19 protein-coding genes and 1 pseudogene are annotated in these 23,463 nt (G+C 46.7%); 9 read left to right on the forward strand and 11 right to left on the reverse strand.

Annotation, left to right across the window (positions count from 1 at the left end; translation table 11 throughout):
• Positions 1-165: 165 nt before the first annotated feature.
• From L5M40_RS09885 to L5M40_RS09895, 3 genes are all read right to left on the reverse strand, one after another.
• Positions 166-1,086 carry a manganese-dependent inorganic pyrophosphatase gene (locus L5M40_RS09885; RefSeq protein WP_212600488.1) on the reverse strand — a complete coding sequence of 307 codons (921 nt, stop codon included), beginning with the start codon at positions 1,084-1,086 and terminating at the stop codon, positions 166-168.
• Between the two features lie 143 nt (positions 1,087-1,229).
• Positions 1,230-1,691: a YhcH/YjgK/YiaL family protein gene (locus L5M40_RS09890; RefSeq protein WP_105251222.1), complete on the reverse strand. Its 462-nt coding sequence runs from the start codon at positions 1,689-1,691 to the stop codon at positions 1,230-1,232.
• A 177-nt stretch (positions 1,692-1,868) separates the two neighbouring features.
• On the reverse strand, positions 1,869-4,262 hold the full coding sequence (locus L5M40_RS09895) for a TonB-dependent receptor plug domain-containing protein (protein WP_263173003.1): 2,394 nt from the start codon (positions 4,260-4,262) through the stop codon (positions 1,869-1,871).
• A 347-nt stretch (positions 4,263-4,609) separates the two neighbouring features.
• Between L5M40_RS09895 and L5M40_RS09900 the strand changes: the two genes are divergently transcribed.
• The 4 genes from L5M40_RS09900 to L5M40_RS09915 all read left to right on the forward strand — a co-directional run bounded on the left by L5M40_RS09900 (position 4,610) and on the right by L5M40_RS09915 (position 7,949).
• Positions 4,610-5,665, forward strand: a complete 1,056-nt coding sequence (locus tag L5M40_RS09900) for an alpha/beta hydrolase (RefSeq protein ID WP_263256611.1) — start codon at positions 4,610-4,612, stop codon at positions 5,663-5,665.
• A gap of 197 nt (positions 5,666-5,862) precedes the next feature.
• Positions 5,863-6,438 carry an LON peptidase substrate-binding domain-containing protein gene (locus L5M40_RS09905; protein WP_263256612.1) on the forward strand — a complete coding sequence of 192 codons (576 nt, stop codon included), beginning with the start codon at positions 5,863-5,865 and terminating at the stop codon, positions 6,436-6,438.
• A 53-nt stretch (positions 6,439-6,491) separates the two neighbouring features.
• Positions 6,492-7,409, forward strand: coding sequence for a pseudouridine synthase (locus L5M40_RS09910; RefSeq protein ID WP_263176151.1), 918 nt, complete (start codon positions 6,492-6,494; stop codon positions 7,407-7,409).
• 147 nt (positions 7,410-7,556) lie between these two features.
• On the forward strand, positions 7,557-7,949 hold the full coding sequence (locus L5M40_RS09915) for a hypothetical protein (RefSeq protein WP_212600493.1): 393 nt from the start codon (positions 7,557-7,559) through the stop codon (positions 7,947-7,949).
• Positions 7,950-7,953: 4 nt separating this feature from the next.
• On the opposite strand, the gene L5M40_RS09920 is transcribed toward L5M40_RS09915, so the two are convergent.
• Positions 7,954-9,804: an alkaline phosphatase D family protein gene (locus L5M40_RS09920; protein WP_263256667.1), complete on the reverse strand. Its 1,851-nt coding sequence runs from the start codon at positions 9,802-9,804 to the stop codon at positions 7,954-7,956.
• A gap of 178 nt (positions 9,805-9,982) precedes the next feature.
• Between L5M40_RS09920 and L5M40_RS09925 the strand changes: the two genes are divergently transcribed.
• Genes L5M40_RS09925 through L5M40_RS09935 form a run of 3 tightly spaced genes read left to right on the forward strand, consistent with a single transcriptional unit; the run spans position 9,983 to position 12,764 of the window.
• Positions 9,983-10,897: a dTDP-4-dehydrorhamnose reductase family protein gene (locus tag L5M40_RS09925; protein WP_263176150.1), complete on the forward strand. Its 915-nt coding sequence runs from the start codon at positions 9,983-9,985 to the stop codon at positions 10,895-10,897.
• 8 nt (positions 10,898-10,905) lie between these two features.
• The gene (locus tag L5M40_RS09930) at positions 10,906-12,216 is read left to right on the forward strand and encodes a sensor histidine kinase (protein WP_263176149.1); all 1,311 of its coding nucleotides are present in this window, start codon (positions 10,906-10,908) and stop codon (positions 12,214-12,216) included.
• Complete coding sequence (locus L5M40_RS09935; protein ID WP_105251231.1) at positions 12,213-12,764, forward strand: response regulator transcription factor; 552 nt, start codon at positions 12,213-12,215, stop codon at positions 12,762-12,764. The genes L5M40_RS09930 and L5M40_RS09935 overlap by 4 nt, the downstream gene beginning before the upstream one ends.
• Before the next feature lie 189 nt (positions 12,765-12,953).
• Here L5M40_RS09935 and L5M40_RS09940 read toward each other — a convergent pair whose 3' ends face one another.
• The 4 genes from L5M40_RS09940 to L5M40_RS09955 form a co-directional block, all read right to left on the reverse strand.
• On the reverse strand, positions 12,954-15,287 hold the full coding sequence (locus tag L5M40_RS09940) for a M4 family metallopeptidase (RefSeq protein ID WP_263256613.1): 2,334 nt from the start codon (positions 15,285-15,287) through the stop codon (positions 12,954-12,956).
• 521 nt (positions 15,288-15,808) lie between these two features.
• Positions 15,809-16,516 (reverse strand): SDR family oxidoreductase, encoded by a 708-nt coding sequence (locus tag L5M40_RS09945; RefSeq protein WP_263176146.1) that lies wholly within the window; start codon positions 16,514-16,516, stop codon positions 15,809-15,811.
• 85 nt (positions 16,517-16,601) lie between these two features.
• Complete coding sequence (locus tag L5M40_RS09950; protein ID WP_263176145.1) at positions 16,602-18,167, reverse strand: cryptochrome/photolyase family protein; 1,566 nt, start codon at positions 18,165-18,167, stop codon at positions 16,602-16,604.
• 709 nt (positions 18,168-18,876) lie between these two features.
• Positions 18,877-19,314 carry a hypothetical protein gene (locus L5M40_RS09955; protein WP_113940113.1) on the reverse strand — a complete coding sequence of 146 codons (438 nt, stop codon included), beginning with the start codon at positions 19,312-19,314 and terminating at the stop codon, positions 18,877-18,879.
• A 209-nt stretch (positions 19,315-19,523) separates the two neighbouring features.
• Here L5M40_RS09955 and L5M40_RS09960 point away from each other — a divergent pair.
• Positions 19,524-20,028: pseudogene (locus L5M40_RS09960) on the forward strand (transposase); the annotation flags it as partial.
• Between the two features lie 291 nt (positions 20,029-20,319).
• Positions 20,320-20,796 carry a hypothetical protein gene (locus tag L5M40_RS09965; RefSeq protein ID WP_263176144.1) on the forward strand — a complete coding sequence of 159 codons (477 nt, stop codon included), beginning with the start codon at positions 20,320-20,322 and terminating at the stop codon, positions 20,794-20,796.
• 34 nt (positions 20,797-20,830) lie between these two features.
• Here the strand turns inward: L5M40_RS09965 and L5M40_RS09970 are convergent, their stop codons facing one another.
• From L5M40_RS09970 to hslU, 3 genes are all read right to left on the reverse strand, one after another.
• Complete coding sequence (locus tag L5M40_RS09970) at positions 20,831-21,415, reverse strand: DMP19 family protein (RefSeq protein ID WP_263176143.1); 585 nt, start codon at positions 21,413-21,415, stop codon at positions 20,831-20,833.
• Between the two features lie 119 nt (positions 21,416-21,534).
• On the reverse strand, positions 21,535-21,921 hold the full coding sequence (locus L5M40_RS09975) for a DUF971 domain-containing protein (RefSeq protein WP_263176142.1): 387 nt from the start codon (positions 21,919-21,921) through the stop codon (positions 21,535-21,537).
• A 194-nt stretch (positions 21,922-22,115) separates the two neighbouring features.
• Positions 22,116-23,444: an HslU--HslV peptidase ATPase subunit gene (gene hslU, locus L5M40_RS09980; RefSeq protein WP_131523474.1), complete on the reverse strand. Its 1,329-nt coding sequence runs from the start codon at positions 23,442-23,444 to the stop codon at positions 22,116-22,118.
• Between the last annotated feature and the right edge of the window lie 19 nt (positions 23,445-23,463).

The raw sequence follows: 23,463 nt of genomic DNA on the forward strand, positions 1-23,463 counted from the left end.
ATTTCTCTGGTTGGATAGATTTATGAGCAAAGTTTCATGCCCGTTTTCGTTTGCAGTGATTAGCAAGGCTCAGGTGATATCAATTTTGCCTTAAAAATATAAAAGACCGAACTGAGTTCGGCCTTAATACGCTATTACTGTTGCGATTTGGCGACGATATTATGTCTAGGCGAATGCTGCTTGTAGCTGTGGTACAACTTGTTTCTTACGGCTTAATACGCCGTCTAACCACACTTTGCCATCAACGGTATCTTTACCATAGGCACGTTGGGTCAGCTCCGCATCGTCAGACACAATCAACAACTCTGAACCTTCTTTCATGATGTCAGTCAGCAGCAATAAAACGCTGTGGCGGTTACCTTCCACTTTGAGCGCTTTGATATCGGCTTCTAGCTCGGCCTTGATATCGTCAAATACTGACAGGTCGATCACTTCTAACTGGCCGATACCGACTAAGTTACCGTTCATGTTGAAGTCTTTGAAGTCGCGCATTACTAAGTCACGTGCTGGTGTGCCTTGCACGGCTGATTTCACTTTGAACATTTCCATGCCCAGTTCTTTGAAATCTTCAACTCCGGCGATTTCAGCTAATGCTTCAACGCAGCGAATGTCTGCAGTGGTGCAAGTCGGTGATTTGAAAATCACGGTATCGCTCAAAATGGCGCACATCATGATGCCAGCGATATTTTTAGGGATAGCGACTTGGTAAAAGTCGAACATCATCTTGATCACTGTGTTGCTGCAACCCACTGGGCGGATCCAGCATTCTAGCGGGGTATCTGTGGTCAAATCGCCAAGTTTGTGGTGATCGACAATCCCGACGATGGTCGCTTGGGCGATATCATCCGGTGCTTGAGTCAGTTCTGAATGGTCAACGATATACACTTGCTCACCAGCGTAGCTGGTTTTGTATTCTGGAGCTTCGAAGCCGAAACGTTCCAAAATAAAAGCAGTTTCGGGTGACAATTCACCTAAACGTGCGGCAATGGCTTCTTCACCGATTTGGTTTTTTAAATAGGCTAACGCGATAGCACCGCAGATTGAATCTGAATCGGGGATCTTGTGACCGACAACGTAAATGGGCATTTCAGGGACTCTCCTTTAAATTTGTGACAATTTTAGCAATATTTGGCTTTAATCGGAAATAGCCAAAGCGCATATCACTGCGCTCTTCAGTTACTATTTCTCTAAAAATCGAACGCTCAGGTTCGGCAAAGATGGCTTAAGGTTTAGATCTTCACTTTTATCACGACTTTACGCACCGCCGTGGCGATATCGCCTGTGCCGGGCATATGCATGTCACCGGGGAAAAATAACGCAAACATGCCTGCTTTGAGTTTGATATAAGAGGCATTGGCTTGGTTTGCCTCGTAATCAAACTCGGCGTAATCGTGTTTTTCAAAATAGGGTTTCGAGGGTGTTTGCTCCGCTAGTGGCAAGTAACCAAACTCTTCTTCACCGCTGAAAACATATTGCACATCGATATATTTTTGATGAACTTCAAAGGGTTCTGTCGACTTATGTTTGGTTTGATAGTCATTCACTATCACAAAAATATTGTCGCCATCGAGGGGATAATTGCCTACGGGTAGCTGACTAAAGTCGGTCGTCGCTAGATGTTCTAATGCAGTCGCAAGCCGAGGGCTTAAGGATTGATAAATATGGCGGTTTTTTAAGGTATCGACGATCATCGGCTACTCGACATGGTGGAAGTGAAATGGGCGAATGGTAAAGATTATAATCCGATCACCACAGTTAGGACATAAGCTTTGTCGATTGGAAGCAGGTCTAAACATGTCGGCATAAAAAACAGGCCATTGAATGACCTGTTTCTACATCAAGTATTATTAAACTTAGCTAAAACGGGTTTAGTAAGTGTATTTGGCTTCTAAAAAGTAGTAACCACCATTAAAGCCAAAGGGGGTATTGGTTAATGGGTATACAAAGATACCATTGAAATTATTGTTATCAGGTCGTTTTTCTGGATACACATCAAACAAATTTTGCACCCCAGCCGTAAAGCTTAGCGCATTGGTGGCAGCGTATCTTACCGACAGATCCATCACCCACTGATCGCTATAGTTCACATCGCCCGTTGAATAACCTTCACTATAGTCACCAAAGTAGTTTAAGCGGATATTGGTTTTAAAATCCCCGAGTTCATGGGTTAGCCCAATACTGCCCGTGTTATGCGGCGTAGCAGACGTCATGCGGGTTCTTTCTATACCATCAAAGAGTTTCTTTTCTAATCCGCCTAAAATAGATGGCAGATTGATGTCTTGGATCTCGGTTTTATTATAGGCATAGGCTAAATTCGCCTGTAAATCGCCCCAAGTGCCAATATCAATATCTTGGCTAACAACGAGATCGACCCCGCGAGTGCGGCTATCGACGGCATTGACGAAAAATCGTGCTGAATCGGCATTGGTGCCCGCAAGTGCCGCTGCAACCGCAGGGCTATCAGTCGCTCTTAGGGAGCCAGATAAGATGATGCGATCATCAATCTCTATTTGGTAAGTGTCGAGTGTTACCGCGAGGCCAGCGTTATTGGTATAAACAAGACCGAGACTAAATGATTGCGATATTTCAGGTTCTAGTTCGTTAATTCCAAGCGCCTTTGTCACTGGTGATAAGGTGTTGAAGGTGCCTGATTCAATAGGAACCAGTTGCCCCGTCACTGGATCGGGATTAAACAACGTCGAGATATTGCTGAAGTACAGTTGTTGTACGCTCGGCGCTCTAAAGCCTGTATTGATAGTGCCACGCAGGGCTAAGTTGTCGGTAAAATCGTAACGACCCGCGAGTTTCCAGCTCGTGTTGCCGCCAAAGTCAGAGTAGTTTTCGTAGCGTAGCGCTGCCGCCCAGTAAAACTCGTTGGTTAATTGGTTTTCAAGTTCGGCATAAATGCCTGTGTTATCGCGCGTTTCATCAACCTCAGACTCAGGGGTAAAACCGGTGAAGCCTTGGCTACCTGCCGCTTTGCCATTATAGCCACCATTGATATACGAATCTTCTTCTCCGGCTTCAATTTCATAGCCGTTTTGGCGCCATGAAACACCGGTCGCAAACAGAATTTCAGAATTGTTTATAAAGGCAAAATAACGGGAAATATCTAAATTGATATTGGCTTCACGGGTCGATAACGTTCCTGCGTCGAACTCAGTAGGAGTTTCAGGGCCTAAGGAAGCATTTAAGGTATTGACGATATTATAGTTAAATGAATTTTTACCATATCCTACTGAGGCATCAATGTCCCAGTCACTCAGGTTGAATTCATAGCCTAGGGTAAGAGATGAATCGATAATTTTGGGGTTAATTTGCGGTAAAAAACCGTCGGGATACACTTCGGGTAAGTTACGGGCATCGAGAGCTAAACGGTAAAAAGCACCCGATTTAGTTTCACGTTGGCTAATACCACCAAAGGCATACAGTTTTCCGTCGGTAGATATAGGCTGAGCCGCATTGATAAATAAACCGACATTATCATATTCGGCATCACCAACGTGGTGGCTCTTACGGTTAAATGTCGCTTCGCGCGGATCTGCTGAGCCATCTGCTAACTTAGGGTATTGCTGCCGTGGATCTAATCCTGCGCGGTTTGTGCTGTCTTTGTGATGCGCTTCTAGGGTTACATTCACAAAGCCATCATTGCTTAAACTGATCCCATGGTTAACGCCTACACGCCATTGCTCACCGTCACCTTGGTAGGTTTGTCCGGCTTGCGCCGAGACGCTTCCCCCTTGATCGCTGTCCTTGAGTACCACGTTAATCACGCCAGCAATTGCATCCGAACCGTATTGCGCTGAGGCTCCATCTCGGAGAATTTCAATGCGTTTTATCGCTGTCATTGGAATCGCATTTAAATCGACGTTAGAGGAGCCTTTTCCCATAGTGCCACTTAAATGTACTAGGGCAGAACCATGGCGACGCTTGCCATTTACGAGTACTAAGGTGTGGTCTGGCGACAGGCCACGTAAGCTCGCGGGGCGCACCGCATCTGAACCGTCAGTCACCGAGGAGAATGGGAAGCTATAGCTTGGCGCCGCAAATTGCAGCGCTTTAGCGGTTTCGGTCATACCTGTTGATTCGAGTTGTTCGGCAGTAATGATATCGACCGGCGCAACACTGTCAGTTGCCGTGCGTAGTGCTATGCGTGAGCCTATGATCTCGATTTTTTCGAAGCCTGTTTGTTGCTCTTCGGCTTGGACTGCTGGAATAACCAGTGTGGATGACACTGCCAATGCGATAACGGCTAGACGCATAAAAACCTCTCAATGATGTTTGTGACCCAATACTCGAACTTAGGTGTGCAGATAAAATAACAATCTGATGCCGAGAAGGTTATCACTGTAACAATTGTTACATTAAGACGTAAATATGCTAACTCAGAGCCTAGTGTTCTAAATAATATTTAAAATGCAGTTGAATATATTGATGAAAACCTCACTATCGACCTGCGTGCTTTTGAGGCTTCGTACGGCACAATACACGTTGTCGCATGCACATTGCGACTGAGTTAAGTCGATGATACGAATTGTTTATTGACGTGCGCCATCGTGGTTTAATGCGTTATTTCATTTTAATGGCACTGGCTTGAAGGAACACAGATTTGTCAGCGTTACGATTTCTCGCGGGAGCAACAGCATTTAACACCTTGGCAGAACAAGGCCTTAAAGCTGAGCATTTTACCCAGTTGCTTGCCGCCTCTGGTGGACCTAAGTGGCTTGGTATCGCTGGGTTAGATAAGTATCTGTTTGCTGATTTTTTCAAAGACAGGCAAACGCCTTTATATACATTAGGCGCTTCCTCTGGGGCTTGGCGTTTAGCGTGTTTGGCGCAGCAAGATCCCCTCATAGCCTATGGCCGCTTAGAGGATTTTTATATTGGTCAGCGTTACGACAATATGCCAACACCGCAGGAAGTCAGTGCGCAAGTTAAAGGCGTAGTGCAGGGCATTTTAGGGGCAAACGGTGGCAGGGAAATCGTTAATAACGCTCATATTCACAGTCATTTCGTCGTGTGCCGAGCTAAACATTTAAATCGTTTAACGGCAAAGCTTCCGCTTGCGGCGGGGCTGGCGATGACAGCGGCGACCAACTTAGTGAGCCGTCGGAGTTTAGGTTGGCATTTTGAGCGTGTGGTCTTTAGCCAACAAACTGCAGCATCTCCCTTTTTGCAACTCAACGATTTACCCAGTCAGCAGGTCGAATTAACTGAGGCTAATGTCGATGCTGTGATGTTAGCAACGGGGTCGATTCCTTTGTTGCTGGCCCCTGTGTCCCAAATTGAAGGCGTTGCCGATGGGCAGTATTACGATGGCGGCATTACCGACTATCATTTTGATTTGCCTTTATCCCGTGCTAAGGGGTTGACGCTGTATCCGCATTTTTATCCGACCATCAGCCCAGGATGGTTCGATAAATCCTTGAAGTGGCGCCAAGGTCGCGCTAATTATCACAATGCGCTAGTGTTGGCGCCATCGGCCGAATTTGTCGCTTCATTGCCCTTTGGCAAAATCCCCGACCGTGAAGATTTTAAGCAACTGGACACGGCGCAGCGGATGCAATATTGGCGCACGTCTGTGGCTTTGAGTGAACGTCTTGCAGAGGAGTTTGCCTCGGTTGTTGCGAGGGGAAATGTGCTGGATCGGCTAGAGCACCTCTAGGTTGAAGTGATTTGGTCTCGAAAACTGGGTTTGACATGACGTGGTCGAAATGCCCTGATTCAAAATAGCGAGGTCGCAAATTTCTTTGTGCGCTCAGCGGCTTTAGGAAGGAAATTCTTTCACCTGCTACACTCTACAATAATAGGAAATACGAATGCATTGAGTTCGTTTCCTTCTATTTTGGGCAGGAGGTTGCTATGCAAACACGAGAAATGGCGTTACTCATGCGCGATGCCTTGTTACTGCCACAGGGACGGGTGGAGGTTCGCGTGGTTGACCCAGATCATCTGCGCATGGTGGCCGATGTATTCAAGGGAAAGTATGTGCTCGCCTTTGCCACCATTAGACCCAGTGGTAGTCCGCCCTGTTATCCCACTGCCACCCAATGTGACATTATCGATTTTAATCAGCTAGAAGATGATTCACTCAGCATAGTGCTCGAAGGGCGTCAACGCGTCAGCATCCTCTCAGCGGCGCAGGCCAAAGATAAGCTGTGGATGGCGCGTACTTTACCTTGCCGTAACTGGCAAGAAGAGGCGATTAAAGGTGAATTTGAGTTGATAAGCGCCGCATTAGAGCAATTTTATGAAGTAAATCCCGATCTGTTTGAGCTCTATTCTCAAGTGCATTTGGAAGACGCCGCTTGGGTGAGCCAACGCTGGCTCGAGGTTTTGCCTATGTATAACAAAGATAAATTAGTGTTAGTGAATCAGCCAGATTGCCATAAAACCTTGGACTTCGTGCTGCAACTCATCAAGTCCCATGTGGACTGAAAAACCACAAAAAGGCTAGAATAGCGGCTTTCTATAGCCGCTTTTTTTGTGATATGACTGCATCTGCCCGCGCCGCCCAACCTTCTTACATAGTGCTTCCTGTGAATGTCACAGATAAACCCACAGTGTTTGCCTTTCTTGCACAACATTTTGCCCGTATAGGTGAAGATGTATGGCGTCAGCGGATCCTCGATGGAAAAGTGCATTGGCGGGATGGCAGTTTGATCGCCTTGGACACTGAATATCGTCCAGCGGCGCGGGTGTATTACTACCGTGAAGTGCCGGTTGAAGCGAAAATTCCCTTCGAAGAACAGATCCTATTCCAAGATGACAATGTCATTTTGGCCTACAAGCCGCACTTTTTGCCTGTGACGCCAAGCGGCAACTATGTGAACGAATGTTTGGTGCATAGACTAAGATTGCGTACTGGCATTGATACTATCGCGCCCGCTCATAGGCTTGATCGTGAAACCGCTGGAGTGATCCTGATGACGGTCGCGCCTGAAACCCGCGCGCTCTATCATCAACTCTTTATTGACGATGCGATTCGTAAAGACTATCAAGCGATTGCCAAGCTGACATCTGAGATTATTGAACAATATCAAAAGGGCTGCTTAACTTTGCCATTGCACTGGACGGTAACAAACCGCATGCAGCCGAGCGACCCGAGTTTTACCATGAAAATCGTGGAAGGCGAGGCAAATACCCATTCCGAAATTAGCCTAGTGGCCATAAAAGGCGATCTTGGTTTGTTCCACTTGAGCCCGATTACCGGCAAAACTCACCAGTTGCGGGTGCATATGCAAAGCTTAGGTATGCCATTGTTAAACGACAGATTTTATCCAAGCTTATTACCTAAAGGGCCGGATAACTTTGCGACGCCTCTTAAGTTGATGGCGCAGCGGTTACGTTTTATTGACCCAGTGAGCGGGATGCACCACGACATGCAATGTCAAGGTTTTGAGTTTTAGTCAGCGGAAAGCATTATTTCCAGTCTGTTTAAAGGAAATAATCGGGTGCAATTGTGTGCTTGGCCCTGTGATGGTATGAATACAATCTGCAGTATCTGAGTCTCTGCCATAGGGAGCCATATTACGATTGTTTAAAGGAAGTCCATTATGACCAAATCTGCGATCTTCTCTATCTTGCTTTGCGCTGCAGTATTAGTGGGGGCCATGTATTTTGGTGACTGGACTAAGCAGCCTTATCTGAATGACATTGCCGCCGAGATCCGTAAGGCGAGTGCGGTGATTGAACCGAAGAAACCAAGTTCGTCTGGCACATCGACAGCAGAAGCCGATGCCGAGCGGGATCAAAGCCCTAAGATCATTTGGGATCAAATGGCGCATGAAAAACCATCGAATAAGTCGCAGCCAGAAGCACTGATTTTCAATCAGGCTCAGCCAAAACCTGCCAAAACCGATGAGGCGTTATCCAAAAATACGCCTTTGATGGATTCTGGCTCTGGTGCCACTCAGCCTGAAACGGTTAAACATAATAAACCCGTTTAATCTGTTATTCCTGTTTGGGTGGTTCGAACAGGGTTTCGCTCATATCGCCATGTAAAACCGCAATTTTTGTTGGTGCACCATCATCTGCTAATTCCAACATACCTATTCCGCTTTTATTCACTAGACGTTTACTCGGCTCACCATTTGGTCGCCTGCCGCGCAGCAACATACGTTTACGTTTTGTCAGTAAGTTAAGTGGTGAAAAGTGGCCATAAAACCAGCCATTGAGTTTATCGAAAATCGGTAACAGCTTCTCAGGGAAGTGATTTTTAATACCGCTGCAGGTGATTTGGTAGATGTTAGGACTACTGCGTCTAAAACGAATACTGATGTCGTAACTAAAGGAGTAATGCACATCGCCGGAGAGGATCACAAACTCCTCTGGGGTTTTACGGTGCATAAAAATACTCAGCAGTGCATTGGCGGCGCCCGGGTGGGCCATCCAGTTTTCGGCGTCTACTAACAGGGAACCGCCGATCAGAGTGGCTGTACGCTGAACAGCTTCAATCAACTTGACCCCAAACATGGGCGCAGGTGAGACGATAATAACCTTCGACTGGCCGAGTAACTCTTGCTGCAAATCCATTAACGCCTCCCAATCCATCAAGCCGGAAGGTTTTGCAAGATTAGATTCACTGCGCCAGCGGCGGGTACGGGTATCGAGTACGACCAGTTTGGGCGAGGACTCTAAGGTGTAATGCCACTGCTCAAATTTAAGTAATTCGTCGATGAGCAGATCCTGACTTTCGCTTTCTTGTCGCGTAAAAAACGCATCGAGCAGCGGGCGGATATCGGCGGCAAATTTATCAGGCGCGTTGCCAAGTCCTTGGAATAAGGTGTAGCCGATTAAGGCATTACCAATAATGCGTTTCGAAAATGCGTGTTCGTAGGCCGCTTGTTCCCATTTAGCCGTCAGGTTCCAATCATCGGTGACGTCGTGGTCATCAAACATCATATAAACGGGAATGTGCGCCATAAAGCGCCTGACTTGCCCTAGCCCAGCTTTAAAGCCAAGCAAGTGTTGCCACTCATTTTGCCAGCGGGCGGTATTGGTGGGTGATAAGCCGTCGACATCCTTCGAGATATTCACTAATTCCCACAGTTCAGGTGACCAAGTGAGTAAATACAGGGCGATGATTTCATTTAGGCTGACCAAATGATTTACGGCGATGGAGGAGGTAAAAATGGGGTGATTGCGATACCAACGCCACAGCGCGGTTTTGGCCGGATATTGGGTATGAGGCAACAGGTTTTTATGCCGTTGATACAAATATGCGGGCTGATAATGAATGTCTTCACTAGTGGTGATGCTCGCGCCTTCAAATTGCTCATGTTTAAGACTAAGCAAATCGATGACTTGCCCTATGGCGCTTAACATAGGTCCCGCAACATCATCAATATAGACCTGATCACCACTCATTATGATAAGTGCTGGGCGATCATCCTCCGCACCCCTGTTGATTATCTTGGCTAAATGGGTATCGGCGGCGACCAGTGCATCGTCACTGTGGTGATGCGGATTGCGGCAGGAACCGTGGAATACTTGGGTTAATTCAGGGGTGAAACGTACACTTGGCGTCGACGCATCGCCATAGTTCAGCTGGCTTATCGTGGCAAAAATATCACCATGCTGAGCGGCAGACACTTGGTAAGGTGTGACGATATTGGGTGCGAGCAACTCTGGGCGCGACAGTATTATTAGATATTGATGGGCATGTTGCCCAAGTGGCACATAGTGTAAATCGGCATCCTGCAACAGGTACTCTTGCTCACCAAGACGCAGCTTAAGTTCAGTTAATGGCTCACGACTTACAAACCACAGGGTAAAGTGTGAGGTATCGCAGTGGCGCAGCATGGGGCCAGCTAATATCAGAGGAAGTGTCGTACTCAAATTCTGCCTATGGGTATTTGGGTTAATCTTGCATGAGTTAACCCTAAGTAAGTTTGGTTTAGAAGAGTAAACAAGTGCGTTGAATATGAAAAGCTTTTAGAATTGTTAGCCATAAATATGCGTTGAAACTGAATGGGGCGATATGGCTAAGATTATGGTCACGGGGGCGACTGGGCTACTCGGCAGAGCTGTCGTAAAACAGCTTGAATTAACAGGACATGAGGTTATCGCCACGGGTTTTAGCCGCGCAAGTGAACGAGTGCATAAACTCGATCTTACCGCCCCTTTGGATGTCGAGGCATTTATCGCCCGCGAGCAACCGCAAGTGATAGTGCACTGCGCCGCCGAGCGTCGCCCCGATGTTTCCGAGCAAAATCCGCAGGCGGCATTGGCGCTTAACTTAACCGCGAGCCAAGCCTTAGCTATGGCAGCTAAGGCCAATAACGCTTGGCTTATCTATATTTCCACTGACTATGTGTTCGATGGCACTCAACCTAAGTACGCTGAAGATGCAGTCACTCATCCGGTTAATTTTTATGGTGAATCTAAGCTAAAGGGCGAAGAAATCGTGCTAGACACTAGCTCTGATTTTGCCGTGCTACGCTTGCCAATCCTTTACGGCCAAGTAGAAAAGCTGAGTGAATCTGCTGTGCTAGTGCTGGTTAACCAATTGATTGAGCGTCGCGCTCAGGGTGTTGATCATTGGGCGATACGCAGTCCAACCTCGACCGCCGATATTGCCCAAGCCATAGACAAGATGATTGCACAGCATATTGAACATTCTACCGTGCAGGGGATTTATCACTTTAGCGCCGCAGAGACTATGACTAAGTATCAGATGTTGTTGACCTTAGGAGAGATTTTACAACTCAGTACAGCGCACTTAACGCCTGAGTCTACGCCGACAGATAACGCCAAGCGGCCAAGGGACTGCACCTTAAGCTGTGCGCGTTTAGCTGCGCTGGGGATTAGTTCTGAAATCAATTTTGCCACTGGCGTGCGCCAAGCATTAGCACAATCGAGTGGTGCACTTGCCACGCTCGGACTCACTCTGTAGGGATCGCCATGGCTAAGATCTTAGGGACCAGTCTACAGGCTGCCGACCAAGTCGCATTACTGCGAACCTTAGGTTTGCTGCTGCAAATAGGCTTAACCACGTTTGCCGCCGATACTTTTGGTCTTAGCCTGCAAATGGAGCCGTTAGTGCATGTGTTAGTGCTGGAGGTGTTATACCTTTCGCTCACATTGGCGCTACGTAAACCCTTATTTGCTAAGGAGCGCGGCCTTTTTATTGCGCTCAGCTTAGACACATTATTTTGGATATCTTGGTTGCACTTTTCCGGCGGCGCGACCAATGCGTTTATCTCGTTATTACTGTTGCCGATTGCACTTGCGGCTGTGACTTTGCCAATCTGGGCGCCTTGGGCACTGACGGCTATTTCAACCTTTGCCTACAGCCTGATGATCTTTACTGTGCCCGAATCCCCCATGCAGCACCACGGTATGGACATGAGTTCCCACTATTTAGGCATGTGGTTCAACTTTGTGATTTCAGCATTGGTGATGACAACCAGCGTGGCATTAATTACTAAGCGTATGCGCCGCCAAGATGCGCAGTTAGCCTATATGCGCGAAGGGCAATTGCGTCAGGAACAACTCTTAGCCCTAGGCACAGTATCGGCGCAGATGGCACATCAACTGGCCACGCCGCTCTCTAGTCTGAGGTTATTACTCGATGAAGTAAAAGAAGACATGAGCGATACCTCGATAACGATTGTCGAGATGGAAACTGCGTTAGGTCGCTGTGAACATACCCTTGCCGAGCTGAGATTAGCGACGGAGTCGATCCGCGATCGCCGCCAGCGCCCACTAAAGATCATTGAGCTGGTGGACAGTTTAAAGCAAAAAACCTTGTTGTTAATGCCGCAAACTGAACTTAATTGGTTGATCACTTGTATGCCTGAGCAACTGGCAGAGCAAAGTATTCTGACTGATATGAGTTTAACGCCAGCCATCATGGCCTTGATTGAAAATGCTGCCCGCGCTAGCGCCGAAACCATAGGTGCGCCGCAGGTGGATATCAGTTTAGATATAGCGCCAAACGAAGAGCAGATCTACTTGCAGATCCGCGATTATGGCACTGGTATCGCGCCCGATTTATTGCCACAGTTGGGCACCTTACTCATAGAAAGTCCCAAGGGTTTAGGGGTTGCTTTGCTACTCAGTCATGCCAGTTTAGAGCGTTTGGGTGCAGAGTTGATTTTGGCTAATCATCCCCAAGGTGGCACTGTGGCACAAATTCGTTTCACTATTTTAAGGGAGCTGGCGCCGTCTGTATCGCACAAGACTAAGGCTAGTGACGAGGTAAATTCATGAAACGTTTGTTGATTGTAGAGGATGACCTTTCCCTTGCGAGTATTTTAGGCCGCCGATTAACACGCCATGGCTTTGAATGCCGATTAACCCATGATGCCAGCGATGCTCTGCTGGTGGCGCGGGAGTTTCGTCCTAGCCATATTCTTTTAGATATGAAGCTTGCCGAAGCCAATGGCTTAGGGTTAATTGTGCCGCTGCGTCATCTGCTGCCCAAGGTGACTATGGTGTTACTCACCGGCTACGCCAGTATCGCTACAGCGGTGGAAGCGATTCGCCTCGGCGCCGATAATTATTTAGCTAAACCTGTGGATACCCAAACCTTGCTCGCCGCACTGGAAATGGATGGGCATTCCCATACTCTTCAAGAAGATGAAGTCGACGATTCGCCACTTAATCCTAAGCGTTTGGAGTGGGAGCATATTCAGCAAGTGCTCAATGCTAACCAAGGCAATGTGTCCGCCACGGCTCGCCAATTGGGAATGCATCGCCGGACGTTGCAACGTAAATTGCTGAAGAAACCAGTGGGTGAAAGTGGACATTTGAAGTAACAATTCATCCACATGTGGGCAAGGGGCAACAGCTTAAGGCAAACCTTATGAGGTGCTGAGGCTGAGCCGTTTGACCATAAAAAATGCCACTCAAAAGGGCTGAGTGGCATTAACAAGAAAACGAGAAGTGAATCGATGAATTAGCGCTAGGATTTTACGCTAGCGCCATTGCACGATTAGGTTATGCGATTAAAAATTAACGGTTTCTTCGTTTGAGCAAGGGCCGTTAGTTTCACACACTTTATAGCTGAAGCTAGTGCCAGCTAGGTCAGTGAAGCGGTCAATAAACGATGAACTGCTTGAAGTACCAACCGCAACACCGTTACGGAAGATAGTATATTCATCAGCGTTGTGACCTTCCCATTCGAGTGCAACACGAATGCTGCCGCGACGAGATTTGTTCGCATTTTTTACTGCCATTTCTAATGCGACTTCAGGGACTTCAACCGCAAATTCTGCCGAAGTGCTTGCTGTTGCGCCATCGTTGTCAGTTACAGTCAGTGTGACTGTGTAGCTGCCTGACTCGGCATACTGATGATTGACACTCGCACCTGCGGCATTTGTACCATCACCAAAATCCCAGTTCCATGACGTCAGGTCGCCATCGCTGTCAGTACTGGTGCTTGTGAAGCTGCCGTTACCGTTAGCAAAGCTTGCAGTAAAGCCTGCAGTTGGAGCTTGGTTTGGTGTGTCATCGCCGTCATAAGCACCCACTAGGCTCACACCTGTGTAGCTGCTATAGCCGCTGACCATCACCCAATAAGTCCCTGTTTGAGCAGGATCAATAGCACAGCTTTCGGCATTACCTGACTTGTATGGACGACAGTCATAGCTGCTAGAGGTCGGCGCTTGACCAAATTTAACATACATGTCCGCATCACCTGTGCCGCCTGACATATTGAAGCTCAGGTTAGTTGCACCGCTAGCGACATCTAGTTTGTAGTATTTTTTGCTACCTGACGCACCGGCTAAACCTGCCACAGCGACACCGTTTGCGAGCTCAGTGGCTTCTGGTGGTGGCGGTGGTGGTGGGGTTTCACAAGGTGTGATACCCACAGCGGCAAACGCAGTAACCACATCGTCAGCACTTAAGCCTAAGTCAGTTGCGGCCGATTTAACACCACAGGCGCCTTGCCAGAATAAGCTGTCCGCCGTCCAATATAATTGGTTAGCGACTACAAATGTTTGGAATGCTTTGCGCGTATCCCAACCCGGTAAGTTAGCTAAAGTGTAGAAAGCTTTATTGAATACACCTGAACTGTGGTGCACGTCGATGCCATCATAGTAATCGTCGATATGACCGATAGAGATACCGTCTAAGGTTGGATCTGCCATGTAGCGCAGTGCACCACTGCCTTTAAAGATATCGGCGCCGACTAACCAGTCGTTTGTGCCGTGCATGTAAAATTCAGCGGCTTCACCCGCCATATCTGAGAAGGCTTCGTTCATGCCGCCAGATTGATCTGCGTAAACCAGCCCTGAGTTTTGCTCAGTGAAACCGTGGCTCACTTCGTGTGCCGAGACATCTAAGCTCACTAATGGGTGGAAGGTAGTTGCGCCATCACCGAAGGTCATAGCGCTGCCGTCCCAGAAAGCGTTTTCGTAGTTGTTGCTGTAGTGAACTCGCATCGTTAACTGAAAGGTTAACGGTGCAGTGTTGTACCACTCGCTATACATCTTGTAGATCACGTTGCCGAAGTAGTGCGCATCGTTTAATGGCGAGTAAGCGCCGTTGATCTCTTTGACTGTATTGCGTGGGCAAGTATAAGAGAAGGGGGTGGCGCCTGAAGTGGCACCGTTTAGGTTAACGGTTTTCACGTTAGGTGAGTTCATGGTGCAAGTGTCACCGCTCACTTCAACGTCTAAGCTAGAAAAATCAGTACCGTATTCGTATTGGCCAGTCTTAATGTTACCGCCTGGACCTGTGCCCGTTGCAGCGTGATTAATCCCTTCCCAACGCTTGAGCACTTCACCAGAGTGCGCGTCAACCATAGTGAATGGACGGCTTGGCTCATCGCCATATACTACAAATGAGGTCACATAAACGAGGCGAGTTTTAGCGGCATCATCGAGGTAAAGCCATAATTTTGCTTGTTTGTTTTCAGCTTTTAGACCTGCAACGGCTTTGTCAGACTTGCCACGGATCGCAATATCTAACGCTTTATTAGCCGTTAAAGTGGGTTTGACAAAATCAGCCGATTTTTCAATATTTTTTAATACACGGCCAGACATGTCGCTGTAAAAGCCCATGCTCGATTGTGACGTCGCAACAGAGAAACCATAAACCGGTACGTCATGGAAATATTGTTGTAAACGTTGTTTTTGCTTGCCTTGACCTAGGTTGAGTTTTTTCTCGACTTTGAGTTGGCTACCTGCGTCTAAGCTGAACTGAGACACTAAGTTATTGCTTGAAGACGCGCTTCTAAGAGTGCCGACATCGACAACATCGGCAGCAAATGCGGATGTGCCTAAAGTGGCCGACACAGCAATGAAGAGTAGCGACAGTTTTTTGTTTAGCATCATGCTTGAAATCCTTTTTCCGTTTTGTAAATAACGTTGGAATGCCATACAGCTTAACTGGCTCGGGCGAGCGTTTTTTTATTGTGATTTCTACAGGGTCTTCGGCATCCCTCTGCCATGGCCGCATAGAATGAGCTGTTGCTCAGGCGGGAATTCTCAGATTTTTATTCTGTGCAAAGCGTGAATAACCGCATGACTCTAGATGTTATTTAAATGTAAAAGTGTTAACAATCGTACAAAGGAACTATCTTCAACGTTCATTTAGACGCTTTTAAATCTGAATTAGGACTTTTGGGTAATAGCGATTTAGCCAAGCGGAATGGTGATGCACTTGAGTGTTTTAAAATAATTTAATGATTTATTTCAATTGTTTATTTTTCAGTGTTCTTGAAAAGGCTTGATTAAGGATTGGGTGTGCGTTGGGGGCATCATCCTATCAAGGGGTTAAAACCCTCGGCTTTGATTTATTAATTTAGAAAGACTCCATCGGAGTTGCCGCTGCTTGACTTGCTCTTCAGCTTATTTCACCAAGGTAACTCTGTGCTATCGTAGGCAAAAAAACGCCCTGTTTGTGCGGGTGTAGCATTGGCAATGATGGGCAGTAAGCAGTTTGCGACATACTCAGGTGTAAACAATTTGCCTTTGGGGACACTCTGTTGAAATGGCTGAGATAATGGCGTGTCTGTCGTGCCCGGATGCAGAGACAACACCACGCCGTGTTTCATGGTGCGTTGCCACTCAATCGACAGTGTTTTGAGAAACATATTCAGCGCAGCTTTTGAGGCGCGATAGCTGTACCAGCCACCCAATCTATTATCGGTAATGCTGCCGACTCTCGCCGATATCACGGCAAATCTTGCCGAGCTACTTTGTTTTAAGGCATGGCAGAAGTGTTTAGCCAGCATGACACTGGGCAGGGTATTGAGCGTTAAATTGTGCTGGAAAAAGGTGATATCCAGTGACTGTAGGCTTTTTTCTGGCCCTTTATCTTGGGAGTGTAAGATGCCGACACAGTTAATTATCCAATCTAATTCAGTGAGTTGTTCACTTAGCTGTTTAATCTCAGCTTCATTGGTCACATCTAATGCATGCCATTGGATTTTCTCCTGCCTGTCTTGGGGAAGATGATGCCAGTAGGTGGCGTGCACTGTGGCGTCGGGATAGCTTTCTTGAATTTGCTTAACCATGGCTTTGCCAATACCCCCACTCCCGCCGACGATAAGTACTTTCATAGCAAACTCTCCCTATCCAAATATCTATATCAAATTCTTTATATCAAACTCTTTATATCAATGAGTCACGCTTAGCATTACTCCGCTACAAACGGTTTAGATGAACGAGGTTGTGCTCGGCCGTGGCTAATATGGCGCTTCTTACGGACTCGTCCATCTTGTCCCATGTGTTGTACAGCATGCCGATCCTTGGGTTCTGCGACAATCGCGCGCGGTGTTTGTCCATAAAGCGCCAATAAAAGCTATTGAACGGGCAGGCGAGTGTGCCGCTGCGCTCTTTTATCTTGTAATGACACCCGCTGCAGTAGTCACTCATTTTATTAATGTAAGAGCCGCTGGCGGCGTAGGGTTTAGTACCGACAATGCCGCCGTCGGCAAACAATGCCATGCCGCGGGTATTAGGCATTTCAACCCATTCGATGGCGTCAACATACACGCCTAAATACCACTCATCGACTTGATTTGGCTCTATTTCGGTTAATAAGCAGAAATTGCCGATCACCATTAAGCGCTGAATATGATGGGCGTAGGCAAAATCTAATGATTGGGATAAGGCTTGTCGCATGCAGCTCATCTTAGTGTCGCCATGCCAAAAATAATCGGGCAGCGTCCCATGGGCATCGAGCGCATTAGTGCTGGCGTACTGCGGCATATTGGCCCAGTAAATGCCGCGAACGTATTCTCGCCAACCTAATATCTGCCGCACAAATCCTTCAACTTGGGCGATATCAATCTCAGCATTCGTTTGATAACTGTCGATGGCCGCATTGATGACTTCTAACGGGCTGATTAATTTACTGTTAAGGCTGAATGATAGTCGACTATGGTACAAGCTCCACTTGGCGGGATGTTGCGCTGTCATGGCATCTTGAAAACGGCCAAAGGAAGGCAAGCAAACCTGACAAAAATACGTTAATAGTGTGAGGCTTTGCGCACGGTTTATCGGCCACAGCAATGGCGCATCAATACGACCCATGGTCGGAATTTGATGACGCTCAAGCCGAGCGAGGATCTCAGTCACATCGAAGCTAAACATTAATGGCTCAGGCAAGACTTTTATATCCTGAGTTTTAAGTTTTTGACGGTTGCTGGCATCAAAGTTCCACTGCCCGCCGAGTGGTTTCCCGTCATGCATCAAGATGTTGTAACGCTTACGCATGCGGCGATAAAAGTGCTCCATCATAATGTGTTTGCCGACGGGGAACTGCGCATCGATTTCGTCAAAGGGTAAGATAAAGTGCTCTGTATCGACACAGTTCACCACGGCTGTGTTGAGTTTAAGCTGACTTAATTGCTCAAGTAGGCGGTATTCATCAGGCCTTTGGTATTCAAACTTGATCGCGCCAACCTGTGTAACCTGATGTTGAATGAGCCCCAGTAGATCGCTATAGCCCTGAGTGTTATTGAAGGTGTCATCAAGGGTGAGATAGAGCACTTGATGCCCTTGCGCACGCAGCTCTTTGGCAAATTGCGCCATTGCCGCAAAGAAGGCACATATCTTTTGCACATGATGGGTCACATAAGTGTTTTCTTGGTGCAGTTCTGCAATCACATACAGCACTTGATCATCAACGCGGTTAAACCAAGAATGCTGGGCATTGAGTTGATCGCCTAAAATTAACCTGACGGTATGAAATTGCTGTAATTGCATTAAGTGGACTCGTTGAATTACTTTCGCGGTTAAGCATTTCGCGATGGGAGATTGTTGGACATTACGAATTGGGTTGCAGTGAGGATCACAAAGCAGGGTATTTGTCGTGATTTCGACAAGGAGGTTTATCTAAACTTGGTTTGATAGCTTTTAAAGCAAAGTCAAAGTCGGGGGCTTCACCCCTTGATTTTCAATCAAGAGTCCTTGCCGAACAACGTCGATGTCTGACTGCCAGTTCGCCATCCTTGGCTCTCGTTCGTACCGCTGTTTTCGCAGCACTCACCCTAGCGAAGTTACATGCATTAACTCTTTATTTATAAGCAGGGCTTCGTGCTTATTCAAAATCGCTAACGCTTACGGTGGTACATCCCTATTAATTAAATAAAGAATCCGAAAGCTAACTTGGCATCCATGCCTCGCTCACGCGATTTTCTTCAACGCCCTTCGGCAACTTCGCAGGGGAAGGTAAACTTCTGAAGTTTTAGGGTTGTTTGTTAGTATTTAAAAAGAGTACTAACACTCCATTTTTAAAATTTAACAATGGGAGTCTAAATAACAAGAGCTAATTCATATAATAAGGCTGGTGGAGCACGTTTTATATTACAAAAATGAGATTGGGTATCCTTAGATATAAAAACATCGGCCTAGACCGATGTTTTGGGGTTGTCTGATGCAATAAAATTCACATAAACAGTGAGATAGCTAACCACTAATCCCAATATACTGTATAGACATGATAGCCAGCATACGGCTTAGGGGATAGTTGATGTTCGCCATAGGGCCAGCCTGTCCCCATTCCATCTGCCGCGATTCCTTCAATCCATTCTTCCACTTCCGCCAGAGGCGCACAGGTAAGAATATGAATGTTCTCAGCTGCAGGCCATAGCTCATCATCCTCAAGTGCTTCGGACCATTCATCGTGCATCCCAACATAAACACCTTGCACATCTGACCTATGTTCGATTTCTTTCAAGCAACGATAGATTTCTTTGATGGATGGTCGACCATAACCCCAATTATTGGGTGCGATAGACTCTTCATCTTCGTTTTCTAAAAAGTACTCATTTAATGTCACTACCGGACAGTGCTCTGGATCGGCGGTCGATAAGGCGCTTAATTTATTGAGTAATTCCGTTCTCGTTGTCACTGACAATACTCCATTTCTAAGATTTGTTTCCAGCGAAGGTTTAACTGTTTTATCACATATGCAGGGCTAATAATAAATCTGGCCATCCATTTTAGAGCAACAATATAATGCACTTTCAGGTTGCCTACAAAGAAGCTGTTTTCAAGACACCCAGCTTAAATGGCGTGGTAGTTAACCTCCGACTATAAACATTAAACAAGGAGGTTTATATGCCGCGTCCTCTCAGAACTCAGATAAGCCTTGAAGACACTCCCTGTTACCATTGCTATAGCCGCGTTGTGCGGCGTGCTTTTTTATGTGGCGATGATGCCTATTCTGGGAAAAATTATGACCATCGCTGTAGTTGGGTTGAGTCACTACTGTTTGAACTTGAAGCCGTTTTTGCTATTGATGTTGCAGCCTTTGCGGTGATGTCGAATTATCTGCATGTGGTGTTGCCAGCCGATATCGACAGTGCCAATCGTTGGACTGACTGAGAAGTGCTGGAGCAGTGGCATAAGTTGTTTAAAGGCGATGAATTAACACAAAAATCCGTTTAAGGAGAGTTAGTTGAGGCGCATGAGGTCAACCGATTAAAGCATTCAATTGCAATTTACCGCAGCCGATTATGCGATATTTCATGCCTAAGTTTTCAAAAGAGTGCGATGTTTGAATGAGCTAATAGCAAGACAAGCAAATCAAGAAAATCAAGAAAATAACTGTACAGGCCGCTTTTAGCAGGGACGGTTTAAACCACAGGCCTTACTTGATGAAGTTGCTGATTTAAAATGGTAGGCCTGATAATTTTCATTCCATTATCCTTGACCATGTGCTCGCGGTGTTCGCGCTTCCTTATGCTGCAAATGGCGCCATCGAGCGCTTAGGGATAACTCATTTTTAAATCAAAGTCGGCGAGTCACTGGCGTAATAGTCTTAATCGTTGGGTACATTGATCAAAAAGTTATTATTTTATAGTATGTTACTCAATTTTAATGCGTCACTTAACGCAGCAGGAGCTTAGTTTGTATGCGGGAATATGATGGGATTGAAAAGCGTTACCAAAGGCCTGATGCCGATTTAGCTAAAAGTTTGATGATTATCGAAAATTTATTGGGTTTTACGCCGCTAGAGGATAGGTTGGAATTTGATTTGTCTTTTTGGGCTGGCGGCTCAGGCGTATTCGATAAGTTGGCGGTTTCATGTTCTGTGACTCCCGAGCAAATGGTACTCGCTCAAGATAAGTTGAGACTCTATTCCCCAGAGGCGGCGATAGCATTGGATGAATGGCGTGATGATTTTATTTGGTTAGTGGAAGATGAAGACGTTTGTACCGATGTGTTGGTTAGGTCGGCGCATTTTATTAATAAAAATAAAGCGCCATTTCAAGATGCTTGTCTTAAAACGCAGTCCATTTATTTCGCTTACATGAGTGATGTGAATGGCTGGACTGCGGTATGGGGTCAGCAAGATAGACTCAATTATGCTTATTTCTGCCAAGGATAGCCTTTATCTTTAAGTGATTACCGACAATCGCCAGTTAAGTGTTATTTACCAGTCCGTAATCAAGGGCGTAGTTTTCAAGCTTGGCATCGAGATCATCTAGATCTTTATAAAACTCGTCATCGAGCTTATCGAGTACGCTGTACAGGTCTTGGTTATCGGTTGCGGCTAAACGACGATCTCTGTCGATTGGTACTGGCTTTTCGCCAAACACGGCCTGTTTTGCTTGGTGCAATAAGTTTAACGAGTGGCTTGCTCCCATTTGGATAAGTCCACGCTCAGCGAAGGCGTAATGCTCACCTGAAGAGTTGTCGAAATATTGAATAAATCCACCATTATAGACCTCGCCAGATAAGCAGTTCACCGCATAGTAGTTTTGTTCCTCTGGTCTAAGCGTATAAAAACCTTGATCTTTGTTATGTACCTTTACAACAAGATCTCGCCAAAAGGCTCGAAAGGGACAGGTTTTATCGAGTTCACGCTCTTGTTGGTAGTATTCCTTCGCACGCTCGAGGTTTGCACGTATGCCATTTTTGCAGGGCATGCATAAACCCTCATTTTTCTCGGCGGTACTCGGAAGGATTAAGGTGTTACATTCTTGGCAGGGGATTTTTTCCGACATGGTCTTTCCTTTGATACTCAAGTCAGTAAGAGAAGTTACAGCTTCACAAGCTACCCATTGTTAAATTCTCTGTTTTTAGAGTTTACATCCCACAATTAAGCGTCTATTTACATAACGTACTAATTGTACTTTATATTCATCGCAATCAGCGGTTCGCGTGAGGCTTTTTCTGCGCGTAGGCGGGCGAGGTATTTTTCCCATAGATCCACTTGGTGGGTGGCGAGATCGTAGAGCACTTTCCACGAGAATAGACCTGTGTCGTGGCCGTCATCGAAGACGATTTTCACTGCGTAATTACCGACGGGTTCAATGGCGCTGATGTTGACGTTTTTCTTGTGGGTGACCAGCTTTGGATTACCGTGACCATGCACTTCGGCCGAGGGCGAGTAGACTCTGAGCATCTCGCAGCTGAGCTGATATTGCTCACCATTATCGAAACTGATTTCTAGAATGCGCGATTTACGTTTCAGTTTAAGATTGGTGACATTGGGCGTTGCTGTGGTCATAGGTTGGCTACCAAGAAAATGCTAAGGATAGGATAACGACTCATTAAAATAACACCTGACTAATGTAACCACTCGCGGCCAAGGATACAAAGGGTAAGCGAGAGCCTTGGTCAGGCTTTTTCGTTTAAGTCACACTTTTGCAGTTGAGTCGTTTACCGCCAAGTCATTTGAGCTTGGCGGTGAACGGTTTAGTACTAGAGGATAAAGCGGCTGAGATCTTCGTCTTGGACTAAGTTGTCTAAGTGGGCGCTGACATAGTCGGCGTCGATAACAAAGGCGGAGCCCGATTTTTCCGATGCCTCGTAGGAGATATCTTCCATCAGCCTTTCCATCACAGTGTGTAAACGACGGGCGCCGATGTTTTCGGTGCGCTCGTTCACTTGCCATGCCGCTTTCGCAATGCTGTCGATACCCGATTCGCTGAATTCAACTTTCACGCCTTCTGTGCCCATCAGCGCGATATATTGCTCGGTGAGCGAGGCGTGTGGCTCAGTCAGAATGCGTTTAAAATCATTGGCTGATAGCGCATCTAGCTCGACACGGATTGGTAAACGACCCTGTAATTCAGGAATTAAATCTGACGGTTTAGACATCTGGAATGCGCCAGAGGCGATAAACAGTATGTGGTCGGTTTTTACCATGCCGTGTTTTGTGGTGACTGTGCAGCCTTCGATGAGCGGCAGTAAGTCACGTTGTACGCCTTCACGGGAAACGTCTGGGCCTGAGGTTTCGCCGCGCTTACAGATTTTGTCGATTTCGTCGAGGAACACTATGCCGTGTTGCTCAACCATTTCAATGGCTTGTTCTTTTAAATCTTCTTGATTAACCAGTTTTGCGGCTTCTTCTTCGATCAATAGCTTAAAGGCTTCTTTGATCTTCATCTTGCGACGTTTTGCTGGTGCTTGGCCCATGTTTTTAAACAGACTTTGCAGCTGGTTGGTCATTTCTTCCATGCCTGGAGGCGACATGATTTCAACACCAATTTGCGGTTGGGCCACATCGATATCGATTTCTTTATCGTCTAATTGGCCTTCGCGTAGCTTTTTGCGGAAGACTTGACGGGTATTTGAGTTGGAATCGGTTTCAGTGTTTTCCCAGTCGTTTTTCGGCTTAGGCAACAGGGCATCGAGAATACGCTCTTCGGCATTTTCTTCAGCGCGTTGGCGACACTTGCCCATTTGCTGTTCACGGGTCAGCTTGATGGCGATATCGGTCAAGTCGCGGATTATTTGCTCGACTTCCTTACCGACATAACCCACTTCCGTGTATTTAGTCGCTTCGACCTTGATAAAAGGCGCGTTCGCCAGCTTGGCTAAACGACGGGCAATTTCAGTTTTACCAACGCCCGTTGGGCCAATCATCAGAATATTTTTTGGGGTGACTTCTTGACGGAAATCCGCGTCAAGTTGCATCCGGCGCCAGCGGTTGCGCAGGGCGACAGCAACAGAGCGTTTGGCCTTTTGTTGGCCAATAATGTGTGCATCCAGCTCGTGGACAATCTCACGGGGGGTCATTTCAGACATAATATTCCTCACGGGCTGT

Origin of the sequence: Shewanella sp. SM68 (assembly GCF_025653925.1) — a bacterium.
GTDB lineage: Bacteria > Pseudomonadota > Gammaproteobacteria > Enterobacterales > Shewanellaceae > Shewanella > Shewanella oncorhynchi.

What these genes read in the sequence shown, in the direction of transcription:
- L5M40_RS09885 (WP_212600488.1), bottom strand. Translation starts at nt 1,086, where the DNA reads ATGCCCATTTACGTTGTCGGTCACAAGATCCCCGATTCAGATTCAATC.
- L5M40_RS09890 (WP_105251222.1), bottom strand. Translation starts at nt 1,691, where the DNA reads ATGATCGTCGATACCTTAAAAAACCGCCATATTTATCAATCCTTAAGC.
- L5M40_RS09895 (WP_263173003.1), bottom strand. Translation starts at nt 4,262, where the DNA reads ATGCGTCTAGCCGTTATCGCATTGGCAGTGTCATCCACACTGGTTATT.
- L5M40_RS09905 (WP_263256612.1), top strand. Translation starts at nt 5,863, where the DNA reads ATGCAAACACGAGAAATGGCGTTACTCATGCGCGATGCCTTGTTACTG.
- L5M40_RS09910 (WP_263176151.1), top strand. Translation starts at nt 6,492, where the DNA reads ATGACTGCATCTGCCCGCGCCGCCCAACCTTCTTACATAGTGCTTCCT.
- L5M40_RS09915 (WP_212600493.1), top strand. Translation starts at nt 7,557, where the DNA reads ATGACCAAATCTGCGATCTTCTCTATCTTGCTTTGCGCTGCAGTATTA.
- L5M40_RS09920 (WP_263256667.1), bottom strand. Translation starts at nt 9,804, where the DNA reads ATGCTGCGCCACTGCGATACCTCACACTTTACCCTGTGGTTTGTAAGT.
- L5M40_RS09925 (WP_263176150.1), top strand. Translation starts at nt 9,983, where the DNA reads ATGGCTAAGATTATGGTCACGGGGGCGACTGGGCTACTCGGCAGAGCT.
- L5M40_RS09930 (WP_263176149.1), top strand. Translation starts at nt 10,906, where the DNA reads ATGGCTAAGATCTTAGGGACCAGTCTACAGGCTGCCGACCAAGTCGCA.
- L5M40_RS09935 (WP_105251231.1), top strand. Translation starts at nt 12,213, where the DNA reads ATGAAACGTTTGTTGATTGTAGAGGATGACCTTTCCCTTGCGAGTATT.
- L5M40_RS09940 (WP_263256613.1), bottom strand. Translation starts at nt 15,287, where the DNA reads ATGATGCTAAACAAAAAACTGTCGCTACTCTTCATTGCTGTGTCGGCC.
- L5M40_RS09945 (WP_263176146.1), bottom strand. Translation starts at nt 16,516, where the DNA reads ATGAAAGTACTTATCGTCGGCGGGAGTGGGGGTATTGGCAAAGCCATG.
- L5M40_RS09950 (WP_263176145.1), bottom strand. Translation starts at nt 18,167, where the DNA reads ATGCAATTACAGCAATTTCATACCGTCAGGTTAATTTTAGGCGATCAA.
- L5M40_RS09965 (WP_263176144.1), top strand. Translation starts at nt 20,320, where the DNA reads ATGCGGGAATATGATGGGATTGAAAAGCGTTACCAAAGGCCTGATGCC.
- L5M40_RS09970 (WP_263176143.1), bottom strand. Translation starts at nt 21,415, where the DNA reads ATGTCGGAAAAAATCCCCTGCCAAGAATGTAACACCTTAATCCTTCCG.
- L5M40_RS09975 (WP_263176142.1), bottom strand. Translation starts at nt 21,921, where the DNA reads ATGACCACAGCAACGCCCAATGTCACCAATCTTAAACTGAAACGTAAA.
- hslU (WP_131523474.1), bottom strand. Translation starts at nt 23,444, where the DNA reads ATGTCTGAAATGACCCCCCGTGAGATTGTCCACGAGCTGGATGCACAC.